Annotated in this window: 21 protein-coding genes; 13 read left to right on the forward strand and 8 right to left on the reverse strand. The window is 34.2% G+C overall.

Features of this window, described 5'->3' with window-relative positions; genetic code table 11:
• Nucleotides 1-53 precede the first annotated feature (53 nt).
• Nucleotides 54-776 carry a pirin family protein gene (locus ACP7AQ_RS09775; RefSeq protein WP_426095336.1) on the forward strand — a complete coding sequence of 241 codons (723 nt, stop codon included), beginning with the start codon at nucleotides 54-56 and terminating at the stop codon, nucleotides 774-776.
• A gap of 23 nt (nucleotides 777-799) precedes the next feature.
• A complete protein-coding gene (locus ACP7AQ_RS09780) occupies nucleotides 800-1,084 on the forward strand; it encodes a GNAT family N-acetyltransferase (protein WP_091206953.1) in 285 nt (94 codons plus the stop codon).
• 61 nt (nucleotides 1,085-1,145) lie between these two features.
• Here ACP7AQ_RS09780 and ACP7AQ_RS09785 read toward each other — a convergent pair whose 3' ends face one another.
• A complete protein-coding gene (locus ACP7AQ_RS09785) occupies nucleotides 1,146-2,780 on the reverse strand; it encodes an ABC-F family ATP-binding cassette domain-containing protein (protein WP_426095337.1) in 1,635 nt (544 codons plus the stop codon).
• 259 nt (nucleotides 2,781-3,039) lie between these two features.
• Between ACP7AQ_RS09785 and ACP7AQ_RS09790 the strand changes: the two genes are divergently transcribed.
• Complete coding sequence (locus ACP7AQ_RS09790; protein ID WP_426095338.1) at nucleotides 3,040-3,573, forward strand: murein L,D-transpeptidase catalytic domain family protein; 534 nt, start codon at nucleotides 3,040-3,042, stop codon at nucleotides 3,571-3,573.
• A 79-nt stretch (nucleotides 3,574-3,652) separates the two neighbouring features.
• On the opposite strand, the gene ACP7AQ_RS09795 is transcribed toward ACP7AQ_RS09790, so the two are convergent.
• On the reverse strand, nucleotides 3,653-4,828 hold the full coding sequence (locus ACP7AQ_RS09795) for a GlmU family protein (protein WP_426095339.1): 1,176 nt from the start codon (nucleotides 4,826-4,828) through the stop codon (nucleotides 3,653-3,655).
• A gap of 163 nt (nucleotides 4,829-4,991) precedes the next feature.
• Nucleotides 4,992-5,243, reverse strand: a complete 252-nt coding sequence (locus tag ACP7AQ_RS09800) for a type B 50S ribosomal protein L31 (RefSeq protein WP_039109118.1) — start codon at nucleotides 5,241-5,243, stop codon at nucleotides 4,992-4,994.
• 240 nt (nucleotides 5,244-5,483) lie between these two features.
• Here ACP7AQ_RS09800 and ACP7AQ_RS09805 point away from each other — a divergent pair, with 240 nt between their 5' ends.
• The 5 genes from ACP7AQ_RS09805 (at nucleotide 5,484) to ACP7AQ_RS09825 (ending at nucleotide 11,507) form a co-directional block, all read left to right on the forward strand.
• Nucleotides 5,484-6,014: a DUF4199 domain-containing protein gene (locus ACP7AQ_RS09805; RefSeq protein ID WP_426095340.1), complete on the forward strand. Its 531-nt coding sequence runs from the start codon at nucleotides 5,484-5,486 to the stop codon at nucleotides 6,012-6,014.
• A 6-nt stretch (nucleotides 6,015-6,020) separates the two neighbouring features.
• Nucleotides 6,021-6,980, forward strand: a complete 960-nt coding sequence (locus ACP7AQ_RS09810; protein WP_426095341.1) for a glycosyltransferase family 2 protein — start codon at nucleotides 6,021-6,023, stop codon at nucleotides 6,978-6,980.
• 193 nt (nucleotides 6,981-7,173) lie between these two features.
• A complete protein-coding gene (locus ACP7AQ_RS09815; protein WP_426095342.1) occupies nucleotides 7,174-8,901 on the forward strand; it encodes a phospho-sugar mutase in 1,728 nt (575 codons plus the stop codon).
• Nucleotides 8,901-10,730: an ABC transporter ATP-binding protein gene (locus tag ACP7AQ_RS09820; protein ID WP_426095343.1), complete on the forward strand. Its 1,830-nt coding sequence runs from the start codon at nucleotides 8,901-8,903 to the stop codon at nucleotides 10,728-10,730. Before ACP7AQ_RS09815 ends, ACP7AQ_RS09820 begins: the two co-directional genes overlap by 1 nt.
• Before the next feature lie 75 nt (nucleotides 10,731-10,805).
• Nucleotides 10,806-11,507, forward strand: a complete 702-nt coding sequence (locus ACP7AQ_RS09825; protein WP_426095344.1) for a hypothetical protein — start codon at nucleotides 10,806-10,808, stop codon at nucleotides 11,505-11,507.
• A gap of 11 nt (nucleotides 11,508-11,518) precedes the next feature.
• On the opposite strand, the gene ACP7AQ_RS09830 is transcribed toward ACP7AQ_RS09825, so the two are convergent.
• The 3 genes from ACP7AQ_RS09830 to ACP7AQ_RS09840 all read right to left on the reverse strand — a co-directional run bounded on the left by ACP7AQ_RS09830 (nucleotide 11,519) and on the right by ACP7AQ_RS09840 (nucleotide 16,529).
• Nucleotides 11,519-12,241 (reverse strand): hypothetical protein, encoded by a 723-nt coding sequence (locus ACP7AQ_RS09830; RefSeq protein ID WP_426092597.1) that lies wholly within the window; start codon nucleotides 12,239-12,241, stop codon nucleotides 11,519-11,521.
• A gap of 109 nt (nucleotides 12,242-12,350) precedes the next feature.
• Entirely contained in the window at nucleotides 12,351-14,819 is a 2,469-nt protein-coding gene (locus ACP7AQ_RS09835; RefSeq protein ID WP_426095345.1) for a TonB-dependent receptor, read from the reverse strand.
• Between the two features lie 12 nt (nucleotides 14,820-14,831).
• Nucleotides 14,832-16,529, reverse strand: a complete 1,698-nt coding sequence (locus ACP7AQ_RS09840; RefSeq protein WP_426095346.1) for a M23 family metallopeptidase — start codon at nucleotides 16,527-16,529, stop codon at nucleotides 14,832-14,834.
• A gap of 174 nt (nucleotides 16,530-16,703) precedes the next feature.
• On the opposite strand from ACP7AQ_RS09840, the gene ACP7AQ_RS09845 reads away from it, so the two are divergent.
• The 3 genes from ACP7AQ_RS09845 to rny all read left to right on the forward strand — a co-directional run bounded on the left by ACP7AQ_RS09845 (nucleotide 16,704) and on the right by rny (nucleotide 19,070).
• Nucleotides 16,704-16,994: a hypothetical protein gene (locus tag ACP7AQ_RS09845; protein WP_426063526.1), complete on the forward strand. Its 291-nt coding sequence runs from the start codon at nucleotides 16,704-16,706 to the stop codon at nucleotides 16,992-16,994.
• A gap of 8 nt (nucleotides 16,995-17,002) precedes the next feature.
• Nucleotides 17,003-17,296 carry a cell division protein ZapA gene (locus ACP7AQ_RS09850; RefSeq protein WP_091203538.1) on the forward strand — a complete coding sequence of 98 codons (294 nt, stop codon included), beginning with the start codon at nucleotides 17,003-17,005 and terminating at the stop codon, nucleotides 17,294-17,296.
• 208 nt (nucleotides 17,297-17,504) lie between these two features.
• Nucleotides 17,505-19,070, forward strand: coding sequence for a ribonuclease Y (rny, locus tag ACP7AQ_RS09855; RefSeq protein WP_426095347.1), 1,566 nt, complete (start codon nucleotides 17,505-17,507; stop codon nucleotides 19,068-19,070).
• A gap of 79 nt (nucleotides 19,071-19,149) precedes the next feature.
• Here the strand turns inward: rny and xerA are convergent, their stop codons facing one another.
• Both xerA and ACP7AQ_RS09865 read right to left on the reverse strand, forming a co-directional pair.
• Nucleotides 19,150-20,061: a site-specific tyrosine recombinase/integron integrase gene (gene xerA / locus ACP7AQ_RS09860; RefSeq protein WP_426095348.1), complete on the reverse strand. Its 912-nt coding sequence runs from the start codon at nucleotides 20,059-20,061 to the stop codon at nucleotides 19,150-19,152.
• A gap of 76 nt (nucleotides 20,062-20,137) precedes the next feature.
• On the reverse strand, nucleotides 20,138-20,728 hold the full coding sequence (locus ACP7AQ_RS09865; protein ID WP_426095349.1) for a hypothetical protein: 591 nt from the start codon (nucleotides 20,726-20,728) through the stop codon (nucleotides 20,138-20,140).
• Between the two features lie 422 nt (nucleotides 20,729-21,150).
• On the opposite strand from ACP7AQ_RS09865, the gene ACP7AQ_RS09870 reads away from it, so the two are divergent.
• Nucleotides 21,151-21,714: a porin family protein gene (locus ACP7AQ_RS09870; RefSeq protein WP_426063523.1), complete on the forward strand. Its 564-nt coding sequence runs from the start codon at nucleotides 21,151-21,153 to the stop codon at nucleotides 21,712-21,714.
• 163 nt (nucleotides 21,715-21,877) lie between these two features.
• Nucleotides 21,878-22,291 (forward strand): type II 3-dehydroquinate dehydratase, encoded by a 414-nt coding sequence (gene aroQ / locus ACP7AQ_RS09875; protein ID WP_426095350.1) that lies wholly within the window; start codon nucleotides 21,878-21,880, stop codon nucleotides 22,289-22,291.
• Nucleotides 22,292-22,380 lie beyond the last annotated feature (89 nt).

The following is a 22,380-nucleotide window of genomic DNA, read 5'->3' on the forward strand; positions in this document are numbered from 1 at the left end:
TAATTTTTTTATTCAAACCCCATCCGCTTTTTACTTTATATTATCAATAATTTATGACAACGCAACTATTTGAATCAAATACAAGAGGCAAGGCCGATTTTGGATGGCTTAAAGCCAATTTCTCTTTTTCGTTCGGCAATTATTTTAACCCTGAGCGTTTACAATTTGGAATGTTACGCGTTTTAAATGACGACACCATTGCTGGAGGTACAGGTTTTGGTACTCATAGTCACGCCAATATGGAAATCATTACCATTCCACTCGAAGGCGGCTTAGCGCACAAGGACAGTATGGGAAATGAAGGCGTCATTCGTTTTGGAGAAGTCCAAGTAATGAGTGCGGGATCCGGAGTGGAACATTCTGAACTGAATGCGAGTCAGAGCGAAGAGGCAAAAACTTTACAACTATGGATTTTTCCTGACTTAGAAAACGTGCCACCAAGATACGACCAGAAATCATTTGATATTGAGAATCAAATTAATACCTTTGTAAACATTGTTTCGCCAAATGATCAAAATGATGGCAACGCACTTTGGGTTTACCAGAAAACCTTTTTCCATTTAGGAATATTCGAGAGCAATACCAGCGTTACTTACAAAGTACGAATTCCTAAAAACGGTGTTTATTTATTTTTAATTGAAGGCGAAATAGAGGTTAACAACAACGTTTTGAAGGCAAGAGATGCCATGGGAATTACAGATTTTGACGCATTTAAAATCAAGATCAGTACCAAATCAAAAATACTTTTGGTAGAGGTACCAATGAATCAGAGTTAATTATTATGGATGCAGCAAGCACTATGGAAATCAAAGACAATACTTTTTCAAGACAATTTGAAACTTTAGTCGATCAAGGATTAGTTTCTGTTGAATATTCTTTTCAGGAAAAAAAGATATTTTTAACCAAAATAAATGTTCCGGAAACGTTCGAAGATGAAGAATTTATTTCTAATTTCCTGAAAAACATAATGGAAATTGCGATTGAACGAAAATTGAAAGTGGTTCCTATTCTTCCAAAAATAGTAGTGTTTTTCAAAAAAAATCCTGTTTACAAAGAGTTGCTTCCGCCGGGAATTAGACTTTAACAAAAAGCGGCTGTATTCTAAAAATACAGCCGCTTTTTGATTTACAAAGATTCCAACAGAATTATTTTTCTATCTCTCGCATGCTTTCCATTTTCTTATTAGCCAAGAAACCGGCAATATCTTCAAAATGTTCTACCACTCTTTTGTTTCCAAATTCGAAAACCTTTGTCGCTAACCCGTCCAGGAAATCCCTGTCGTGAGAAACTAAAATCAAGGTTCCGTCAAAATCGCGCAAAGCATCTTTGATAATGTCTTTGGTTTTCATATCCAAGTGATTCGAAGGCTCATCGAGAATCAATAAATTGACTGGTTCCAACAATAATTTTATCATCGCCAAACGCGTTTTTTCCCCACCGGAAAGCACTTTTACTTTTTTGGTAATATCATCACCCTGAAACATGAAAGCACCCAGGATATCTTTGATTTTAGTTCGAACATCACCCACGGCAATATCATCAATGGTTTCAAAAATAGTGGCATTTTCGTCTAACAACGAAGCTTGGTTTTGGGCAAAATAACCAATTTTCGCGTTATGTCCAATTTCTAAACTACCGCCATTTATTTCAATTTCTTTCATAATGGCTTTGATCATCGTTGATTTTCCTTCCCCATTTTTCCCAACGAAAGCTACTTTTTCGCCTCTTTCAATCACCATATTTGCATTCGAAAAAACAACATGATCGCCATACGATTTTGACAAATCTTTTACAATCACAGGATATTGTCCGGAACGGGCAGCAGGAGGAAATTTTAGTTTTAAAGCAGAAGTATCCACCTCATCCACCTGAACTATAACAAGCTTTTCTAACATCTTAACACGAGACTGAACGGCATCCGTTTTAGAAAAAGTTCCCTTGAAACGGTCAATAAAAGTCCTGTTATCGGCAATCATGCGCTGTTGCTCGTCATACGCTTTTTGCTGATGCACACGTCTGTCTTTTCTAAGTTCTAAATAATGAGAATATTTGGCTTTATAATCATAAATACGTCCCATTGTAACTTCAATGGTACGATTCGTAATATTATCTACAAAAGCTTTATCGTGAGAAATCACAACAACAGCTTTGGCTGAATTAATCAAAAAATCCTCTAACCATTGAATACTTTCAATATCCATGTGGTTGGTTGGCTCATCCAGTAGTATTAAGTCTGGTTTTTGCAAGAGGATTTTGGCCAATTCGATTCGCATTCTCCACCCTCCGGAAAATTCTGAAGTTTGACGATTAAAATCTTCGCGAACAAATCCCAAACCGATTAGAATTTTTTCAACTTCGGCTTCATAATTTACTTCTTCTATCGCATAGAATTTCTCACTTAAGTCAGAAACTCTTTCGATTAATTTCATGTAAGCATCACTTTCATAATCGGTACGAATCGTCAATTGCTCATTGATTTCGTCGATCTCTGCTTTCATATGGAAAATCTCACCAAACGCTTTTGACGTTTCTTCCATCACCGTTGCTCCGTCCGTAGATAATAAATGCTGAGGCAAATAGGCCACAACAGCATCTTTTGGTGCCGAAATATTCCCTGTCGAAGGTTTGCTTTGACCTGCAATAATTTTAAGAAGCGTCGATTTTCCGGCTCCATTTTTACCCATAAGGGCAATTTTATCATTTTCATTTATAGCAAAAGAAACATCGCTAAAAAGTGCAGTGCCACCAAATTGCACCGAAATATCGTTAACTGTAATCATTTAAATTATAAGATTTTTAGATAATTGGATTATCAGATTTTAAAAATGCAAATATAGATTAATTCAGGAAGAAGCCAATTGATTAAGTTACAACAATAAAAATTTTAAAACATTGAAATATAAAATTTAATCGACTTACAATAATATTCTTTTTTCATAGTTTTACATTTGATAATCAAACGGTTAAAAAAACTAAACTGGTAGTAAAACGACACACTTGAATTATTCAGATTACAGGAAATACGCTAAAAAGAACTCTATGAAAAAGACATTACTATTAATTCTTTTATGCTCTTTTAATTTTATTACGGCACAAGAAAATGACGAAATTGTAAAAAAGGCAAACGAGATACAAACAAAATGGGGATATAAAGCCAAAAATAAAAACATCATAACCCTAATTGATTTTTCAAAATCAATAGAGGAATCCCGACTTTACGTTATTGATTTAAAAAACCGTAAAATACTCCTGACCACTAATGTTGATCATGGATCCGGCTCCGGAACAGGATTAAAACCTCAATCTTTTAGTAATAATGTAGGAAGCAACGCAACTTCATTAGGATGTTACGTAACTCTACAAACGTATAAAGGAATGTGGGGCTATTCATTAAAATTAAACGGCCTAGAAAGTGACAAAAATTCGAATGCTTTAAAAAGAAATATTGTAGTCCATTCGTCTAAAAGAATGTATAGCAAATTCAGCTTGGGTTGCTTTTCTGTTCCGGACCAGAATGCTAACACTCTGATTGACTTAATAAAAGATGGTTCGTTAGTGTATGCCTACCAATAATCAGTTCATTTATTTTTATCTGTAAAATAACGTAAGCCTCAATCAAGAGGCTTACGTTATTTTATATATGATGCAGAAATTATTCTTTTCTCCATTTTTTAGTTTCCTCAAAAACATATTCTAAAATTGCCGCTTCTCTTTCATCAAAATCTACGTTTCGGCGGCTCATCACCAACCGAGCAGTTTCAAACGCTTTTTTTGTGATATAAGTCGTGAATCCTGAAGCACCGCCCCAAGAAAAACTTGGCACAAAGTTGCGCGGAAATCCACTGCCAAAAATATTTGCGCTTACTCCCACTACTGTTCCTGTATTGAACATCGTATTAATACCACATTTGCTATGGTCGCCCATCATCAATCCGCAAAACTGAAGACCTGTTTTAGCAAAACCTTCCGTTTCATAGCTCCACAATTTTACTTCTTCGTAATTGTTTTTTAGATTCGAATTGTTACTATCGGCTCCGACGTTACACCATTCACCGAGAACAGAATTCCCTAAAAATCCATCATGTCCTTTATTAGAATAACCAAATAAAACGGAATTATTGACTTCGCCTCCAATTCTTGAATGCGGACCTACAGTTGTTGCTCCGTAGACTTTGGCACCCATTTTTACAGTTGCATTTTCGCACAAGGCAAAAGGACCTCTGATTACCGAACCTTCCATGATTTCTGAATCTTTACCTATGTATATTGGACCTGTAGAAGCATTTAGAGTAACAAACTCTAATTTTGCACCTTCTTCTATAAATATATTTTCGGAAGCGATGACGTTGACACTTTTGGGAATAGGCTGCGATCTTCTGTCTTCAGTCAAGTATTCAAAATCTTCTCGTATTGCCGCATCATTTTTAGAAAAAATGTCCCAAGTATTATGTACCGTCAAACATTCCTCGTTGTACTCTAAAATTTCATAAGTATCAAAATCTACTTCTTCCTGTTCTTCCGAAGTGTAAAAAGCAATCACTTCATCGCCTTTAAAAATAGCCTGATTCGGTTCCAGATTACTTACCATCTCAATCAAAACATCATTAGGAAGAAAGGACGCATTTATCATTACATTTACCTCTAACTCTACCATTGGAAATTTTTCTGATAAATATTCCTCTGTCAATGTGGTGGTGGTAGAACCCAGACGCATTTCCCATTTTTGACGAATCGTCATGATACCAATAAGAATATCTGCAACAGGACGCGTGAAAGTAAAAGGCAATAAGGCATTTCTGGAAGGTCCGTCAAAAAGTATGTAATTCATAAAATTGTTTATTTGTTGATTCAGTTATTTGTTGATTAGAAATTAGTTCAAACAACTTTCTTTTTTATTATATCGTCTTCAAAGTTACAAAGTTTTAAAATAAATAAAATAAAAAAAGCCTTCCGAAAAGAAAGGCTTTACTATAATTATGAACAAGTTAAAATTATTTAACGTGTTTAGCGTATTTAGTTTTGAATTTATCAATACGTCCTGCAGTATCAATAAGTTTAGATTTACCTGTGTAAAAAGGGTGAGAAGTTCTAGAGATCTCCATTTTTACAACTGGGTATTCAACACCATCAACTGTTAATGTTTCTCTTGTATCTGCAGTAGATTTAGTAATAAAAACTTCGTCATTTGACATGTCTTTAAATGCAACTAATCTGTAATTTTCTGGGTGAATTCCTTTTTTCATCTTGTTAATCTTTTTTATTTGTTAATTATAATTTGTCTTGAAGCTTTTCTTCTAACAGAAAAGGTATAAACCCCTTATAACTTTTTGTTTTACAATATTATTTTGAGTCTGCAAATTTACAATTTTTTTCCAATAATCAAATATTTGTCTCACTTTTTTTATATAATCGTAAAAAGTGATTTTTAGCTCCGAATATATTGGGAATTGTTATATTTGTGGATTAATTCTAAAACAACAACAATGATAAATGAAATTATTAAAAAGAATGGAATAACCTTTGGAGTAACAATTGGAATTGTTTCTGCATTAATCACTTCAACAATTTACGCTATTGATTTAAATTTGTTTACTTCTTGGTGGATTGGAGTCTTAAGTATTTTGGTTTATCTTACATTGGGAATTGTTTTACTTTCGAAAACAAAAAAAGAGCTGAACAATGTTTTCTCTTTTAAGGATGCTTTTACGACTTACTTTATAGCTACACTAATAGGTATTTTAATTTCAACTTTTTTTAATGTTCTTTTATTCAATTTCATTGATCCTTCTGCCAAAGAGACTTTAAGTGAATTAATGATTAAATACACTGTCAATATGATGCAAAAATTTGGCACACCGGCATCAGCCATTAATGAAGCTATTGCAAAATTAAAAGAAAATAATCCTTATTCTACATTAGAATTACTAAAAGGATCTGTTTTTAGTATTGTTTTTAGTTCAATTTTCGGATTAATTTTGGCAGCATTCTTTAAAAGCAAAACTACACAAGAATAAAAATTAATGAATTTATCAATACTCATACCGCTTCTTAATGAAGAGGAATCACTTAATGAACTCTATAATTGGATCATCAAAGTGATGCATTCTCATAATTATACGTATGAAATCATTTTTCTGGATGATGGAAGCACCGATAATTCATGGAATATTATAGAAGGATTTGCCCAAGAAAACCCTCATGTAAAAGGCGTTCGTTTCATGAAAAATTTTGGAAAATCACAAGCGTTGCATGCTGGTTTTGCAAAAGCGCAAGGTGATGTTATAATTACAATGGATGCTGACTTGCAAGACAGCCCAGAGGAAATTCCGGGATTGTATGATATGATTACCAATGGGAAATATGATTTAGTTTCCGGATGGAAAAAGAAACGCTACGACTCCGTAGTGGCAAAAAACCTGCCCTCTAAATTATTCAATTGGGCGGCGAGAAAAACATCGGGAGTGGAATTGAATGATTTCAACTGTGGACTGAAAGCCTACAAAAATATTGTGGTAAAAAATATTGAAGTTTCGGGCGAAATGCACCGATACATTCCGGTTTTGGCAAAAAATGCCGGTTTTGGAAAAATTGGCGAAAAAGTAGTGCAGCATCAAGCCAGAAAATATGGTGAAACTAAATTTGGGATGGAACGTTTCATTAACGGTTTCCTGGATTTAATAACTATTTGGTTTCTTTCAAGATTTGGAAAAAGACCGATGCATTTATTCGGCGCCATGGGATCGTTAATGTTTATTATTGGGGTTTTGCTTGCCGGATATATTGGTATTTCAAAACTATACCATATGTATAATGACATGCGCTACAGCCTGGTAACGAACAATCCTTGGTTTTATATCGCGCTTACCACAATGGTTTTGGGAACACAATTATTTTTGGCTGGATTTCTTGGCGAAATAATTTTGCGCACAAAAAATAATGAAGAGCGTTATAAAATATCAAGTGAAGTTAATTTTTTATAGTTTCAACTAAAACTAAATGAAAAGATAATTTTTCTCGTGTAACTAATAACTAGCCCTGATAGTAGCGGCATCCTTTTTCTTTTTTTTCTTTAAAAAAAGAAAAAGATACAGCGGATAGCAGGATATTGCTCCTAAAAACAAAACAACTGGATTTAAATTTTAATTACGAATTTAGAAACTAAAAAACTATAGCATGGAGATCAAACAAAATATATTGGACGCAGTAAATGAGTGGCTTACGCCAATATTTGACACCGCTACACAAGAAGAGATTAAAGAATTGATGATTACCTCGGCTACAGAACTGGAAGAGCGTTTTTATAAAAATCTTGAATTTGGAACTGGTGGAATGCGAGGAGTTATGGGTGTAGGAAACAATCGCATCAATAAATATACGCTAGGAAAAACTACGCAAGGACTTTCTGATTACTTGCATACTGCATTTCCTAACCAACCTTTGAAAGCGGTTATTGCTTACGATTGCCGTCATAATAGCGATACTTTGGCCAAATTAGTTGCGGATGTTTTCTCAGCTAACGGAATCGAAGTGTATTTGTTTTCGGAATTGAGACCCACACCGGAATTGTCATTTGCGGTAAAACATTTAGGTTGTCAATGCGGAATAGTTCTAACTGCCTCTCACAATCCCCCGGAATATAACGGGTACAAAGTATACTGGCAAGATGGTGGACAAATTGTGCCACCGGAAGATGAGGGAATCATCTCTGTTATCGAGAATTTAAATTACAATCAAATCAAGTTTACTGCCAATGAAGACTTGATAGATTATATTGATACCGAAGTTGATGAAGCTTTTATCAAATCGACTATCGAGAATGCCAGCTTTGGAACTTCGGCTGACGCCAAAGAAAATCTGAATATTGTTTTCACCTCTTTGCATGGGACTTCCATAACCTTAATGCCTGATACTTTATCATCTGCGGGTTACACGAATGTGAATATTGTTGAAGAACAAAGAGTGCCGAATGGTGATTTCCCAACTGTAAAATCTCCAAATCCAGAGGAGCCAGAAGCACTGACAATGGCATTGGCTTTGGCTGATAAAACAAATTCGGATATTGTTATTGGGACTGATCCTGACTGTGACCGTTTAGGAATTGCCGTTAGAAACAACGAAGGCAAAATGATATTGCTAAACGGAAATCAAACCATGATTTTGATGACTGCATTTTTATTGGAACAATGGAAAAAAGCAGGGAAAATTAATGGGAAACAGTTTGTAGGTTCTACAATCGTTTCGACACCTATGATGATGGAACTAGCGACAAATTACGATGTAGAATGCAAAGTGGGTTTGACTGGTTTCAAATGGATTGCTAAGATGATCAAGGATTTTCCTGAGTTGGAATTCATAGGTGGTGGCGAAGAAAGTTTTGGTTATATGGTAGGTGATGCCGTACGCGATAAAGATGCTGTTGCGGCTACTTTATTGATTTGTGAACTTGCGGCTCAAGCCAAAGCTAAAGGAAGCACGGTTTACAAAGAATTACTACAACTGTATGTTGATAACGGTTTTTATAAAGAATACTTAGTTTCATTGACTAAAAAAGGAATGGATGGTTTGCAGGAAATCAATCAGATGATGATTGACATGAGAGAAAATCCATTGAAAGAAATCAACGGACAACGTGTGATTATGCTGGAAGATTACCAATCATCGATAGCGAAAAATTTGCTTACGGATGAGGAAACCAAAATGAATATTCCAAAATCAAACGTATTGATTTACTACACGGAAGATGGTTCTAAAATTTGCGCCAGACCAAGCGGAACGGAACCTAAAATAAAATTTTACATCAGTGTAAATACAGAATTGGAATCAGTTGAAGATTTCAAAGATGTAGAAAGCATTTTAAACGAAAAGATTAAAAATATTATTATTGCAATGCAATTGAACTAATGGACAGAAATTTAATAAAATTAATTCCTTTTACTAAACCGTACAAAACTCATATTATTTGGAATGTGATATACAACGTTCTTTATGCCTTGTTCAGCACTATTTCTATGTTGACTCTGCTTCCGGTACTTCAAGTACTTTTTGGCAAAGTCAAAACCATTGAAAAAGAGCCAATTTATACCGGAATTGGAAATATAAAAGATTACGGAACTGATCTTTTGTATTTTAAAATAACTGAATTAACAAAAGACAACAGTCCTCAGTTTGCCCTTTTGCTTGTCGTTTCTTTGGTAATCATCACTTTTTTATTCAAAAATTTGTTTAATTACCTCGCATCACATCACATCATGCATCTCAAAAATGGCGTATTACGCGATTTACGAAAAGCAATGTATGACAAAATAATTGAATTACCCATATCCTACTATTCAGAGAAAAGAAAAGGAGATATTATGGCGCGAATGCTGGGTGATGTCAACGAGGTTCAAAATTCTTTTTTTTCGATACTGGAACTGATTGTAAAAGAACCATTAACGATTGTATTTGCAATAGTCACCATGTTTTTTATAAGCGTAGAACTTACGTTTTTTGTTTTGGTTTTTATTCCGATTTCGGGATTTATAATTTCAAAAATCGCTAAAAATTTGAGAGCACAATCCTTACAGGCACAAAAAGAAAGTGGATTTCTGATTTCAATAGTAGATGAAAGTTTGGGCGGTTTGAAAGTAATTAAAAGCTATAATGCAGAACCTAATTTTAAAAACAGATTCAACGGTTCGGTAACCCGATTATTGCATTTATCAAATAGCATAGGAGACAAAAATAATTTGGCAACGCCATTAAGTGAATTTTTAGGCATCACAACAATAGCTGCCTTGTTATGGTATGGTGGCAACTTAGTGTTAATTGACAAAACTCTTGAAGGCGCTGCTTTTATTGTTTTTCTTACGTTGGCCTTCAATATTCTAACTCCTGCCAAAGCCATTTCAAAAGCATCTTATGCCGTGAAAAATGGTTTAGCTGCCGCAGAACGGGTTTTTGAAGTTTTAGAAGTTGAAAATGAAATCATTTCAAAAGCAAATGCCATAGAAAAAAATACATTCGATTCGAACATAACCCTCAAAAACATTGACTTTAAATACGAAAAAGAAAATGTTTTGAAAGACTTTACGCTTGAAGTCAAAAAAGGACAAACGGTGGCTCTTGTCGGGCAATCTGGGAGCGGAAAAAGTACCATTGCTAATTTGCTCACCCGTTTTTATGACACAAGTGAAGGCGAAATCACCATTGACGGAACAAACATAAAAGATTTTAGTTTAAAATCACTTCGAGGTTTGATGGGCTTGGTTACACAGGACAGCATTTTATTTAATGACACGATCAAAGCCAATGTCGCATTGGGAAAAATAGACGCTACAGATGAGGAGATTATTGAAGCGTTAAAAATTGCCAATGCCTATGAATTTGTTAAAGATTTACCGTTCGGGATTCATACTAACATAGGAGACAGCGGAAACAAACTTTCCGGTGGCCAAAAACAGCGCTTATCTATTGCCAGGGCTGTTTTGAAAAACCCTCCGATTATGATTCTCGATGAAGCTACATCAGCCTTAGATACTGAAAGCGAAAAGTTCGTGCAAGTAGCATTAGAAAACATGATGCAAAACAGAACTTCCATTGTTATTGCGCACCGCCTTTCTACAATTCAAAAAGCAGATTTGATTGTGGTGATGCAAAAAGGAAAAATAGTGGAGCAAGGAAAGCACGACGAACTAATTGCATTGAATGGCATGTATAATAAATTAGTGTCTATGCAATCTTTCGAATAACGATGAAGAACACCGTTTTTCGTGACCATTAAAATCTTTAAAGTATATTATTTTTTAAATCTTTAAGTCTGAAAAATGTACATCACCAATCCAAACATAAAACTTCCTGAAGATCCAGATACTGTTGTTTGGAAATACCTGGACTTATCTAAGTTTTTAGATTTATTGATGTCCGACAAATTATTCATGTCACGGTCGGATAAATTCGAAGATCAATATGAAGGTACTTTTAGCGAACCTACTTTCGAGGAAATAAAAAAACTTTCGATTGACAAGCCTGACTTTTTGAACTATTACAAAACACATCGGGAAAAAGTAGCCATCAGCAGCTGGCACATCAATGAATATGAATCGTTCGCCATGTGGCAAATTTTCACACAAAACAGTGAAGGTCTAGCAATTCAGTCTACAATTGGGCGTTTGCAAAAATCGCTTATTCCTGAAATAAATTTCAAGCAATATATTGGGGAAGTAAATTATATCGATTACAAAAAAGAACACATTCCGTTTGACGATATGTTTTTCCCTTTTTTATTCAAACGAAAAAGTTTTCAGTATGAAGGCGAAGTACGCATTATCACTGACATTGGCGAAAGCGATATAAAAATAAATGATGGATTAAAAATTAATGTAGACATCAATCAGTTAATCGAAAAAATTTACATTCATCCCAAATCCGAAAACTGGTATAAAAACCTGGTCATTCAGTTAGTAAAACAACTTGGTTTTGATTTCACGATTGAGAAATCAGACTTGGAAAGTGATATTTTGATTTAAAATCAGTGTTTCTAAACTGGCTCATATCCAATTATTTTCCATTCCTTTTTTGACAAATCGATATAGTAATAATTCACCACATCTTTCTTATCAAATTCGCCGTTTTTATTGGTATCCTCAACCGTTCTATAGTACAGACGATTATTAGAACCAATCAATTTCCAATCAATTAATTCCTGAAAATCAGAAGATATTTTAGTGAATTTCTCGCCGCTTATTTCGCTTAAATACAATGCTTTAATATCACTTGTATCTAATTTTCCATCTTTATTTGTATCCATATCAACCATCGTGTATACCATAATTTGATTATTGGTATTATCAGCAACCGACTTCAGATACGTAGCTGTTTGAATCAAAACAGGTTTGTCTGTTAATTTCCTGATGGAATCCGAATCAACTTTTTGAAATTTTAAATTCTGCAGAAAACCAGTAATTTCAAATTCGCCATAATTTGATATGGTAAAACTCAAATCATTAACACTGGAAGAACCATACCTCGATTTTATCCCTTTTTCACGAATGCTTAAATCCGCCACAGGATGAATCAAATAATCCGTTCCTTCCATTTGAAGTGGTAAATCGGCAATTTGAATCTGGGTTGAATCAGCTTTGGCAAGTTCTTTTGCTCTATTTGTTCCATCATAAGTAACTTTTGGTTTTTCAACCTCCTCTTTACAACTGGCTAAAAGCAAAAATGCAACTCCTAATATTGTGATAGATAATTTTTTCATGTTGTTGTACTATTATAATTCAAATGTAGTCATTTTTAAAAATGGTAATGGCATTCAATACTTGATTTAACGAATTAAAATTGGGTTAAACTTTAGTAATTCTTTACGGTTATAACTTCGCAGTCAATTTCACATTAAAAACTCTGGTAGTCATATAATTGGGAATTGCATATTGATTTTTAGAATATACATCGCGAACCCAAGTATTCGTAATGGCATTTTGGTTGTCAAAAAGATTAAAAATCTCTAAACCTATCGCCAACTCTTTAAAATCTTTAAACCAACCCGTATTCTTTTTTACGGTTGTATTATCGATAAAAACTTTGGAGAAACCTACATCCACACGGCGGTAATCATTCAACCTGTTTTGATACAGATAAGGATCGGCATACGACGGCGAACCTCCCGGCAATCCAGTATTGTAAATTAAATTTAGGTACAATTTTATACTTGGAATATTAGGCATATAATCTTGAAACAAAAGCCCAAATTTTAATCTTTGGTCTGTAGGTCTGGCAATATACCCTCTGTCTTTGCTGTTTTCTTCTGTTTTTAAATAACCAAAACTAAACCAAGATTCTGTTCCTGGCACAAATTCCCCATTCAAGCGAACGTCTAATCCTTGCGCATACGCTGTTGCATTATTGTTGGCAGCGTAACGAATGCGAACATTGTCAATGGTGTACGTATTTACATCTGTCAACGATTTATAATACAACTCCGAAACCAATTTAAAAGGACGTTCCCACATTTTGAAACTATAATCATTCCCAAAAACAAAATGAACAGATTGTTGCGCCTTCGTATTGGGTTGCACGATTCCCTCAGCATCTCTCAATTCCCTGTAAAATGGCGGCTGATGGTATAAACCTCCCGAAAGTCTGAAAACCAAATCTTTCTCCCAATCTGGTTTTATCGCAAATTGTGCTCTTGGACTAAAAGTAACCTGTGATTTTCCTGTTACAGTAGCGCCTATAACTTCCCAATTGTGCATGCGAACTCCGGCATTATACCAAACTTTACTAGAACCAATATTCGATTTCAAACTCCATTGACCATAGCCTGAAAATCTGTTGATAGAATTAAAATTAGTTGCTCGGATATTTTGATATGGAACAAGCGGTCCAGTGTAAGGCGAATACGGTTGATCATTTTTAGGCAAATCAATAATTGGTGGATTCAGTGAAAAACCAGCCGAATCAATAATCTCCCACTCTATTATTCTGTCACGAATAGATTCTCGTGTATATTTTATGCCCCATTCAAATTGGTTTTCTTTCCAATCGTGGAATCCTTTTATCTCAGTATTTACAATTAAGGCATCCAAATCATTTCTTGCATGACTCAACTGAGAACCAATTCCTCTTGTAAAAGCAACTTCTCCAAACGTTTCTGATCCAATACTGGAATCCACTTCGCCTAAACGGTATTGGGCGAAAATATCAAAATATTCTTGTTCTAAAGTCTGAAAAACAGAACCGATAAATTTCAAAGTAAAGTTATCCGAAAGATTGAAAGTTGTCTTTAAAGCTCCAAAATAAGTATCGTATTTATCTTTTTCCTGACCTTCATAAAAAACAGTCAGTGCCATAGGATTATCGATCGTTCCAAAATTAGTCTGCCTCGTCAATGGCTGATATTGGTATTTATTTTGAGAAATATTCCCCAGAAAACTCCATTGCCATTTAGCCGAAGACTGATAGCTTATATTGGTTTGAATATCCGCAAAGGATGGCGTAAAATTTGTTTGCGTTTCTTGGCTTTTTACCAAAAGGCTGTTGTTGCGGTATCTGACTCCCGCTACTGCAGACCACTTTTTATCGTTGGAAACCGCATCAACAGAGAGACTTCCTCCAAGAAAACTCGCTTCGAGGCTTGCGCCAAATCTAACCGGCTTCCTGTAAGTAATATCTAAAACAGAGGATAATTTATCTCCAAACTTCGCCTGAAAACCACCCGCCGAGAAATCAACATTTTGTACTAAATCTGTATTGGTAAAACTCAATCCTTCTTGTTGTCCAGACCGAATCAAAAACGGGCGATAGACTTCAATTTCATTTACATAGACCAAATTCTCGTCGTAATTCCCACCGCGCACCGCGTATTGGGTACTCAATTCATTATTAGAATTTACTCCGGGCAAGGTTTTTAAAATGTTTTCGATACCAGCATTAGCGCCCGGAATTTTTCGGATCATTTCAGGCTCAATTACAGTAACACCCTGAATTAACTTTCTGTTATTCGATGTCACTATCACTTCACCCATTTGTTCTTCCTGATCGCTCATCACTGGGTTGAACTCTTTTTGTTCATTGGAATCCAAAGAAAAAGCAATCGTAATTTTTTTTAAAGAGACGTGCGTAAAAACTAACGTTACTTTTTGGTTCGCAGGGACTTTTAGATCATAAAATCCATTTTTATTGGAGTGAGTGCCAACATTGGAATACGAAACATTTACGTTTTCTACCGGTTGATTGTTTTTGTCCAAAATAACTCCTTTTATTCTAGCCGTTTGGGCCAATAAAGTTAGGCTTGCGAAGCAAAAAAAGAAAACAAAAATTAATTTATTAGTCCTCAAGTGATTTGGTTTTTATTTTTTTAAGCTTATGAAAAAGCGAGTTTCAAAGACTGTCGAATTTCCTACATTATCCACCACCACAAGTTTTAAATCATTGGCACCATCAGCAACAATTCCATCACTGAAATAATGAGTTAATTTTCTGGTTTTATTATCGTATTCGAATAATACCCATTTTCCGTTTAAATAGCCATTGTATGATTTTATGCCTGACAATTCATCGTAAATGGAAAGCTGAATTGTTTTTTGCTCGCTAATCCATTTTCCTTCTATGGGAATAGCAATGCTTATTTTTGGCGCGACCATATCCGAAACCAATGCATATTTACCTAAAATTTTAACCTTCGTATTGAAAACGCTATCCTTTCTGTAGGTGGGATTGTAATTTATTTTTTTTCCTTCGATTCTGCCGATAAACATTTTTTCTCTTTGCGCTTCAGTTGATTTTGTGTCTTCAATTGAAACTGTAAAATTCGTATGTGCAGGAATCGTGTCATCGTGTAAAAATAATGTATCATTTTTTACATCAAAATTTAGATCAAAATCTTCATAAAAAGTCCCCGCAGGAAAGAAAACCGACATATTCTCTAACGCAAAATTACTGTCTTTGTTTGCTCTTACAAAATAATTAGATTGAATTGACTCCTTTAGGATTACAGTAGGCAGAACATCATATTTGATTGGAATGGCTATCGTTTTTTTATTTCCAAAGAAATCCGAAACTTCAATACGATATTGCGATGCTAAATTAGGACTTACTTGTAAAATCCCTTTATTTTCATCGGCTTGAATGAAACTCAAATTATATGGGTTTTTCATGAATAATTTCTGAACCCGTTGCTTCATTTTCTTGTATCGCGAATAATCAATTAGCGCATTGATGTAACGCATATCATCAAATGAATAGGTATTAAATTCGTATCCGAAGTTTGATTTACCATTATAAAAAGACTGCACTTTATACACTCCGTTATTATTAAACGAAACGTCATCAGTGTCATAAGCCGAAATGCCAAAACCTATCGCGCCATTGGCCACCACTTTATCCGATAAATAGGTCCCATCTTTTTGCAACGAGACATTCAGTAATAAAGGTCGCTTTGAATTATTGACTGTGGTTTGGGAATCTAAAGGGTACACATAAACTCCTGATATGATGGGCTTCTTCGTGTCTTTTAAAAATTTATTAAAACCAAAAAGCATCGGGTTGATAATAAACTCAGTTTTAGAATCCCGAAATTCAAAATGCAAATGTGGTCCTTCTGAAGCTCCTGTATTTCCAGAAAAAGCAATGATTTCGCCTTTTTTCACCACCATTTCACCAGGCTTAAAAAACATTTCGATTTCAAACGATTGTTCTGCATATTGTGTTTTCTTAATGTAGTTCTCTATTTCACCGTTGGCAATTTTCAAATGCCCATAAACGGAGGTAAAACCATTCGGATGATTTACGTAAATTGTTTTTCCGTTACCAAATGTAGATATCTTTATTCTTGACACGTAACCATCGGCCACAGCGTATACTTTTAATCCTTCTTTTTGTTGCGTTCTCAAATCAAAACCTGCATGAAAATGATTGGGCCTTAACTCTCCAAAATTCCCGGATAATTGCATCGGAATATCCAAAGGTGATCTGAAATACTCTTTTGGATAATCAACTTGCGCAAAAACAGCCGTACAAAACAGTAAAAAAATCAAAGGAAATCTCATGGTTTACATTTTTGCTAAGATAAAAAAAGTATTCAAATCATCACTAAAAAAAACAGTTCGTAACCATTTGTAAAACTGATATTTAATTAATTTAATGCAAAAAAAATAATAAAATATTGCAAAATTAAAAAGGAATACTAACTTTGTATGATTATGTAATGAATAAGATATATAATGAGTGCGATTGCAGAAATTATTGATACTCTTGAAAATAAAGTCGAAAAACTTTTCAATAAAATGAAAAGTTTAGAGAAAAATAATCAAGATTTGAAAAACGAATTAATAAAAACTGCATCCATAATACAAAGTCAATCACAAGAGATTGAAGCGCTAAAAACGCAGTATGAAACTCTAAAAGTCGCAAATTCATTACTAGGCAGTGACGATAATAAAAGAGATACAAAGCTTAAAATAAATTCATTAATTCGCGAAATTGATTACTGTATAGCGCAGCTATCCGATTAATAAAAGATATGGACGAAAAGCTTAAAATTAAAATATCAATCGCAGATAGAGTTTACCCGTTAACGGTTGATTTCTCTCAGGAAGAAGGTCTTAGAAGCGCTTCGAAAAAGATTGATAAAATGATTAAGCAATTTGAAGAAAATTACGCTGTTCGTGACAAACAAGATGTTTTGGCAATGTGTGCCTTACAATTTGCGTCACAAACAGAACAAAAACAAATTGATAATGCCATTGACGGAGAAGCTACAATTGAAAGAATAAAAAAAATCAATGCGGTTTTAGATCAATATCTCGACAAATAAACGTTCTTTACAAAAACTAAGATACTGCCTACATTAGTTCATATTTGGTAAACTCAACACTAACAATTTAGAATGAGCAAATCATCACTACTAAAGCATGCCACGCTCCGGCGAGGAAACTTGAACAGTGAGTTAGCTCAAAACTTGTCTTTTCGAGTTTATTCAATCACTCTAATGTAGGCTTTTTTATACATAAATTTTAACAAACATGGACAACATATTAACGATTATTATTTCAGGAATTATAGGTATTGCGGGAGGTTTTGCTATCGCCAAATTGATAGAAAAAAGCAATATTTCAAACTTAATTAAAAATTCAAAAAAAGAGGCTGCATCCATTTTAAAAGATGCTAACCTGGAAGCTGAAAACATTAAAAAAGATAAAATTCTACAAGCAAAAGAGAAATTTATTGAATTGAAATCAGAGCATGAACAAGTTATTTTATCACGTGATAAAAAAGTTGCTGAAATAGAAAAAAGAGTTCGAGATAAAGAATCGCAAATATCTAACGAGTTATCAAAAGCTAAGAAGGTAAATGATGACTTTGAATCTAAAACTTTAGAATACACAACTAAAATTGAAAATCTAGATAAAAAACAAGTTGAAGTTGATAAATTACATAAAAGTCAATTGCAACAGTTAGAAGTTATATCTGGTTTATCTGCCGAAGAAGCTAAAGATCAATTGGTAGAAGGATTAAAAGCAGAAGCTAAAAGCAAAGCAATGTCGCATATTCAAGATACTATTGAAGAGGCAAAATTGACAGCACAACAAGAAGCTAAAAAAATCATCATCAATACCATTCAACGAGTAGGAACTGAAGAAGCAGTAGAAAACTGTGTTTCGGTATTCAACATTGAATCAGATGATGTAAAAGGTAGAATTATTGGTCGTGAAGGAAGAAATATTCGCGCACTGGAAGCTGCAACCGGAGTAGAGATTATTGTAGATGACACACCGGAAGCGATTATCCTTTCTTGTTTTGATCCTGTACGTAGAGAAATTGCACGATTGGCATTACATAAACTAGTTACTGACGGTAGAATTCACCCGGCCCGTATTGAAGAAGTAGTAGCAAAAACTGCTAAACAAATTGACGATGAAATTATAGAAGTCGGTAAACGTACCGTTATCGATTTAGGAATTCACGGATTACATCCTGAATTGATTAAAGTCGTAGGACGTATGAAATACCGTTCTTCTTACGGACAGAATTTATTGCAACACTCCCGTGAAGTTTCTAAGCTGTGTGGAATCATGGCTGCTGAACTTGGACTTAACGTAAAATTGGCCAAAAGAGCGGGTTTATTACACGATATTGGTAAAGTTCCAGACGCCGAAAGTGATTTACCACACGCTTTATTAGGAATGCAGTGGGCGGAGAAATACGGTGAAAAAGAAGAGGTTTGTAACGCTATTGGAGCGCATCACGATGAAATTGAAATGAAATCATTATTGTCACCAATCATTCAGGTTTGTGATGCTATTTCCGGAGCTAGACCGGGAGCAAGAAGACAAGTATTGGATTCTTACATCCAACGTTTGAAAGACCTTGAAGAAGTGGCTTATGGATTCAGCGGCGTGAAAAATGCTTATGCTATTCAAGCTGGTCGAGAACTCCGAGTAATTGTAGAAAGCGAAAAAGTTTCCGATGAAAATGCTGCAAGCTTATCTTTTGATATCTCACAAAAAATACAAACAGAAATGACTTATCCTGGACAGGTCAAAGTAACTGTTATACGTGAAACAAGAGCGGTAAATATTGCTAAATAAAATAAAGGCAATCTTCAAAATAGAAAGACGTATTGATGTAAAATCGATACGTCTTTTTTTATTTTATAATTAAGTAATGTTATTTGTCGTCCAACAATTTCCTTGGATGAAATGTATTCAGAACTTGTGCTAGAAACCTTCTGTCAAGGTGCACATATATCTCTGTGGTAGTTATGGATTCATGACCCAGCATCAACTGTATCGAACGCAAATCAGCACCGTTTTCAAGAAGATGGGTCGCAAAAGAATGACGTAAAGTATGTGGACTGATTGTTTTATAAAGATCAATTTTGACAGCCAAGTTCTTGATAATCGTAAAAATCATAGCTCGTGTCAATTGTTTTCCTCTTCTATTTAAAAATAATGTGTCTTCAAAACCCCTTTGAATCGTAAGATTTTTTCGAATAGTATTCCTATACATCTGAATGTATTTTTGCGTAAAATCACTGATTGGAACAAAACGCTGTTTATTCCCTTTCCCTGTTATTTTGATAAAACCTTCATCAAAAAATAAATCCGATATTTTTAATGCAACTAATTCCGAAACCCGAATTCCGCAACCATAAAGGGTTTCGACCATTGCACGGTTGCGCTCTCCTTCATTAGAGCTTAAATCAACAGCTGCGATAAGTCGATCAATCTCTTCTACAGATAAAGTATCCGGAAGTTTTCGTCCTGTTTTAGGTGTTTCAATTAGTTCTAACGGATTGTCAATTCTATAATCTTCAAAAATCAAATAGCTGAAAAAACTTTTTAGACCGGAAATAATTCTGGCTTGTGAACGCGGATTGACTTCTTTTGCAACGTTATAAATAAACTGCTGCACGGCTTCATCACTAATATTAATTGGGGAAACATCGATTTCATTTGTCTCTAAAAAAAGGCACAAACGTTCAATATCAAAAGAATAGTTTTCTACTGTATTCTTTGATAAACCGCGTTCAATTTTCAAATACGATTGATAATTTTTTATGTAGCTATCCCAATTCATGGTTACAAAGAAACACTTTTTGAGCGTAAAAAAACCACTCCGAAGAGTGGTTTTTAAGTATTTTGATGCGAAAAAATTATTTTCCCCATTTGCCACCACCCACATAAAATCCTAAATGGATTCCTACATAGGAATTAGCTACAGTTCCCTTATTATTGCCATTAATATCTTGTAAAGTAGATTTAGGCACTAAATTATACTCTAGTCCCATTCTGAATTTCCCCCACTCAAAACCACCTCGTACCAATGCTCCCACTTTACCTGTTGCATCTACATTTACATCAGTAGAATTATTCGTATCATCAAACTGTACATTTGCGATACTATAATATCCCGCGCCAGCTCCTATGTAAGGAACAAAAGACTTCCCTGACGCATTAAAATAATAATCATAAGTGGCCACATATGAGCCGTTAGCTGAGGCTTTTGCACTAGTAGTGGCACCAGAATCATTTACATCGCGAACAATCGCAGCTACTCCTATTCTTAAACCAACATTCATATTATCTTTGATGTTGTATTTTGGTTCCAAAGATAAAAGTATACCGCCACCACCATTGGTAGGTACAATTCCCAAATCCAGACCAACTCTAAAACCGCCTTCTTTTTGTGCATAGCCACTGCAACTCAATAAAGCAATAAATACCGACAAAATAATTTTTTTCATTTTTTTTTTAATTTGTTATTAATAAGGATATAAAAGTATATTAATTTTAAAGTAATACACTTCCTACCATTACAAGTTATTAACATTCTTATTGAAAATTTACCGTCAACGTCAAGGTACTTTTGACACAATTATTTTTATTTAATTACAGCTATCAGTAAAATAATAATAAAAAAACATTTAAAATAATCAAAAATAGATATACCGATAAACGACTGTATTGCATTAATTTAAAACAAAAAAAGCTTAGTTTATATTTAAATTTTCTGCAATAGGAACTTTAAATAATAATTTGTCAATATTTTTGGACTAATATTTGCGTTAAGAGTTGGTAGATAAATAAGACAATAATTATTCAACAAAATAGTTTTAATCAAGAGTCCCATTTCAATAAATACTAATTAATATTAAAAAAACAAATTATGAAAAAAATAATTCTAGCAGCAGTAGTTTTACTCGCAGCATCAGTAGACATGCAAGCACAATTGGTTAAATTTGGATTAAAAGGTGGTATAAACTACGCCAATCAATCAGGAAGTAACATCACCGTAAATAGTGACAATTATAATACTGACGCTATTACCAGTTACCATGCAGGTTTGGTAGCTGAACTTAAATTAACCGATGGCTTTTCTATACAACCCGAGTTACTGTACTCTACGCAGGGAGCAACTTATAAAAATGCATTTGAAGAATTCAAAAACGAATTAGGCTACTTATCCATTCCTGTTTTAGCAAAAATACATTTTAACAAGACCGTCAGTTTAGATCTTGGACCACAGGCTTCCTTTTTGTTGAGTGAAAGAAATGAATTTGATGTAAAAAATGCTGAAACATTTGAATTTGGAGTAGCCGGAGGTTTAACTTTAAATGTAACAAAAAACATTTTTCTACAAGGTCGCTACGTTTTAGGACTAACAGAAGCTTCAAAAGAGGCAGAAGTAAAGAACTCAGTGCTTCAGATCTCAGCGGGATTTACATTCTAGAAATAATAAAATTAAATTTATTAAAACCGTTCTATAAATTGGAACGGTTTTTTTATTTTTACCAAAACAGGAATTATGAAATGAGCATATCGGAGATGTAATGAAAACCAGATAAATCATATGCGAATTCCATATTCAAATAAAAAACAAATATTAACTACGTATGAAAATCAGCATCATCAACGGACCAAACCTTAATCTTCTTGGCAAACGTGAACCAGAAGTTTACGGAAGTCAAACTTTTGAAGAATATTTCACCACCTTACAAATAAAATTTCCTTCAGTAGAATTCACTTATTTTCAAAGTAATATTGAAGGCGAGTTAATTGATAAAATTCAGAAATTTGGTTTTTCATTCGATGGCATTATCTTGAATGCCGGAGCATACACGCACACTTCTATCGGAATCGGCGACGCTATCAAGGCCATTACTACGCCTGTTATTGAAGTCCATATTTCGAATACATTTTCCCGTGAAAGTTTTAGACATCAATCCTACATTTCAGGAAATGCCAAAGGTGTTATTTTAGGTTTTGGTTTAAAAAGTTACGAGTTAGCAGTACAGTCTTTTTTATAGTTTTAAATTATAATTACCTCCCAAATAAATCTTTAACAAATAATTAATACGCTATTTTTAAACTTCTATTATTTTTGTGAAAGAAAAAA

This window comes from Flavobacterium sp. DSR2-3-3 (assembly GCF_049896585.1).
GTDB lineage: Bacteria > Bacteroidota > Bacteroidia > Flavobacteriales > Flavobacteriaceae > Flavobacterium.

What these genes read in the sequence shown, in the direction of transcription:
- ACP7AQ_RS09775 (WP_426095336.1), top strand. Translation starts at nt 54, where the DNA reads ATGACAACGCAACTATTTGAATCAAATACAAGAGGCAAGGCCGATTTT.
- ACP7AQ_RS09780 (WP_091206953.1), top strand. Translation starts at nt 800, where the DNA reads ATGGAAATCAAAGACAATACTTTTTCAAGACAATTTGAAACTTTAGTC.
- ACP7AQ_RS09785 (WP_426095337.1), bottom strand. Translation starts at nt 2,780, where the DNA reads ATGATTACAGTTAACGATATTTCGGTGCAATTTGGTGGCACTGCACTT.
- ACP7AQ_RS09790 (WP_426095338.1), top strand. Translation starts at nt 3,040, where the DNA reads ATGAAAAAGACATTACTATTAATTCTTTTATGCTCTTTTAATTTTATT.
- ACP7AQ_RS09795 (WP_426095339.1), bottom strand. Translation starts at nt 4,828, where the DNA reads ATGAATTACATACTTTTTGACGGACCTTCCAGAAATGCCTTATTGCCT.
- ACP7AQ_RS09800 (WP_039109118.1), bottom strand. Translation starts at nt 5,243, where the DNA reads ATGAAAAAAGGAATTCACCCAGAAAATTACAGATTAGTTGCATTTAAA.
- ACP7AQ_RS09805 (WP_426095340.1), top strand. Translation starts at nt 5,484, where the DNA reads ATGATAAATGAAATTATTAAAAAGAATGGAATAACCTTTGGAGTAACA.
- ACP7AQ_RS09810 (WP_426095341.1), top strand. Translation starts at nt 6,021, where the DNA reads ATGAATTTATCAATACTCATACCGCTTCTTAATGAAGAGGAATCACTT.
- ACP7AQ_RS09815 (WP_426095342.1), top strand. Translation starts at nt 7,174, where the DNA reads ATGGAGATCAAACAAAATATATTGGACGCAGTAAATGAGTGGCTTACG.
- ACP7AQ_RS09820 (WP_426095343.1), top strand. Translation starts at nt 8,901, where the DNA reads ATGGACAGAAATTTAATAAAATTAATTCCTTTTACTAAACCGTACAAA.
- ACP7AQ_RS09825 (WP_426095344.1), top strand. Translation starts at nt 10,806, where the DNA reads ATGTACATCACCAATCCAAACATAAAACTTCCTGAAGATCCAGATACT.
- ACP7AQ_RS09830 (WP_426092597.1), bottom strand. Translation starts at nt 12,241, where the DNA reads ATGAAAAAATTATCTATCACAATATTAGGAGTTGCATTTTTGCTTTTA.
- ACP7AQ_RS09840 (WP_426095346.1), bottom strand. Translation starts at nt 16,529, where the DNA reads ATGAGATTTCCTTTGATTTTTTTACTGTTTTGTACGGCTGTTTTTGCG.
- ACP7AQ_RS09845 (WP_426063526.1), top strand. Translation starts at nt 16,704, where the DNA reads ATGAGTGCGATTGCAGAAATTATTGATACTCTTGAAAATAAAGTCGAA.
- ACP7AQ_RS09850 (WP_091203538.1), top strand. Translation starts at nt 17,003, where the DNA reads ATGGACGAAAAGCTTAAAATTAAAATATCAATCGCAGATAGAGTTTAC.
- rny (WP_426095347.1), top strand. Translation starts at nt 17,505, where the DNA reads ATGGACAACATATTAACGATTATTATTTCAGGAATTATAGGTATTGCG.
- xerA (WP_426095348.1), bottom strand. Translation starts at nt 20,061, where the DNA reads ATGAATTGGGATAGCTACATAAAAAATTATCAATCGTATTTGAAAATT.
- ACP7AQ_RS09865 (WP_426095349.1), bottom strand. Translation starts at nt 20,728, where the DNA reads ATGAAAAAAATTATTTTGTCGGTATTTATTGCTTTATTGAGTTGCAGT.
- ACP7AQ_RS09870 (WP_426063523.1), top strand. Translation starts at nt 21,151, where the DNA reads ATGAAAAAAATAATTCTAGCAGCAGTAGTTTTACTCGCAGCATCAGTA.
- aroQ (WP_426095350.1), top strand. Translation starts at nt 21,878, where the DNA reads ATGAAAATCAGCATCATCAACGGACCAAACCTTAATCTTCTTGGCAAA.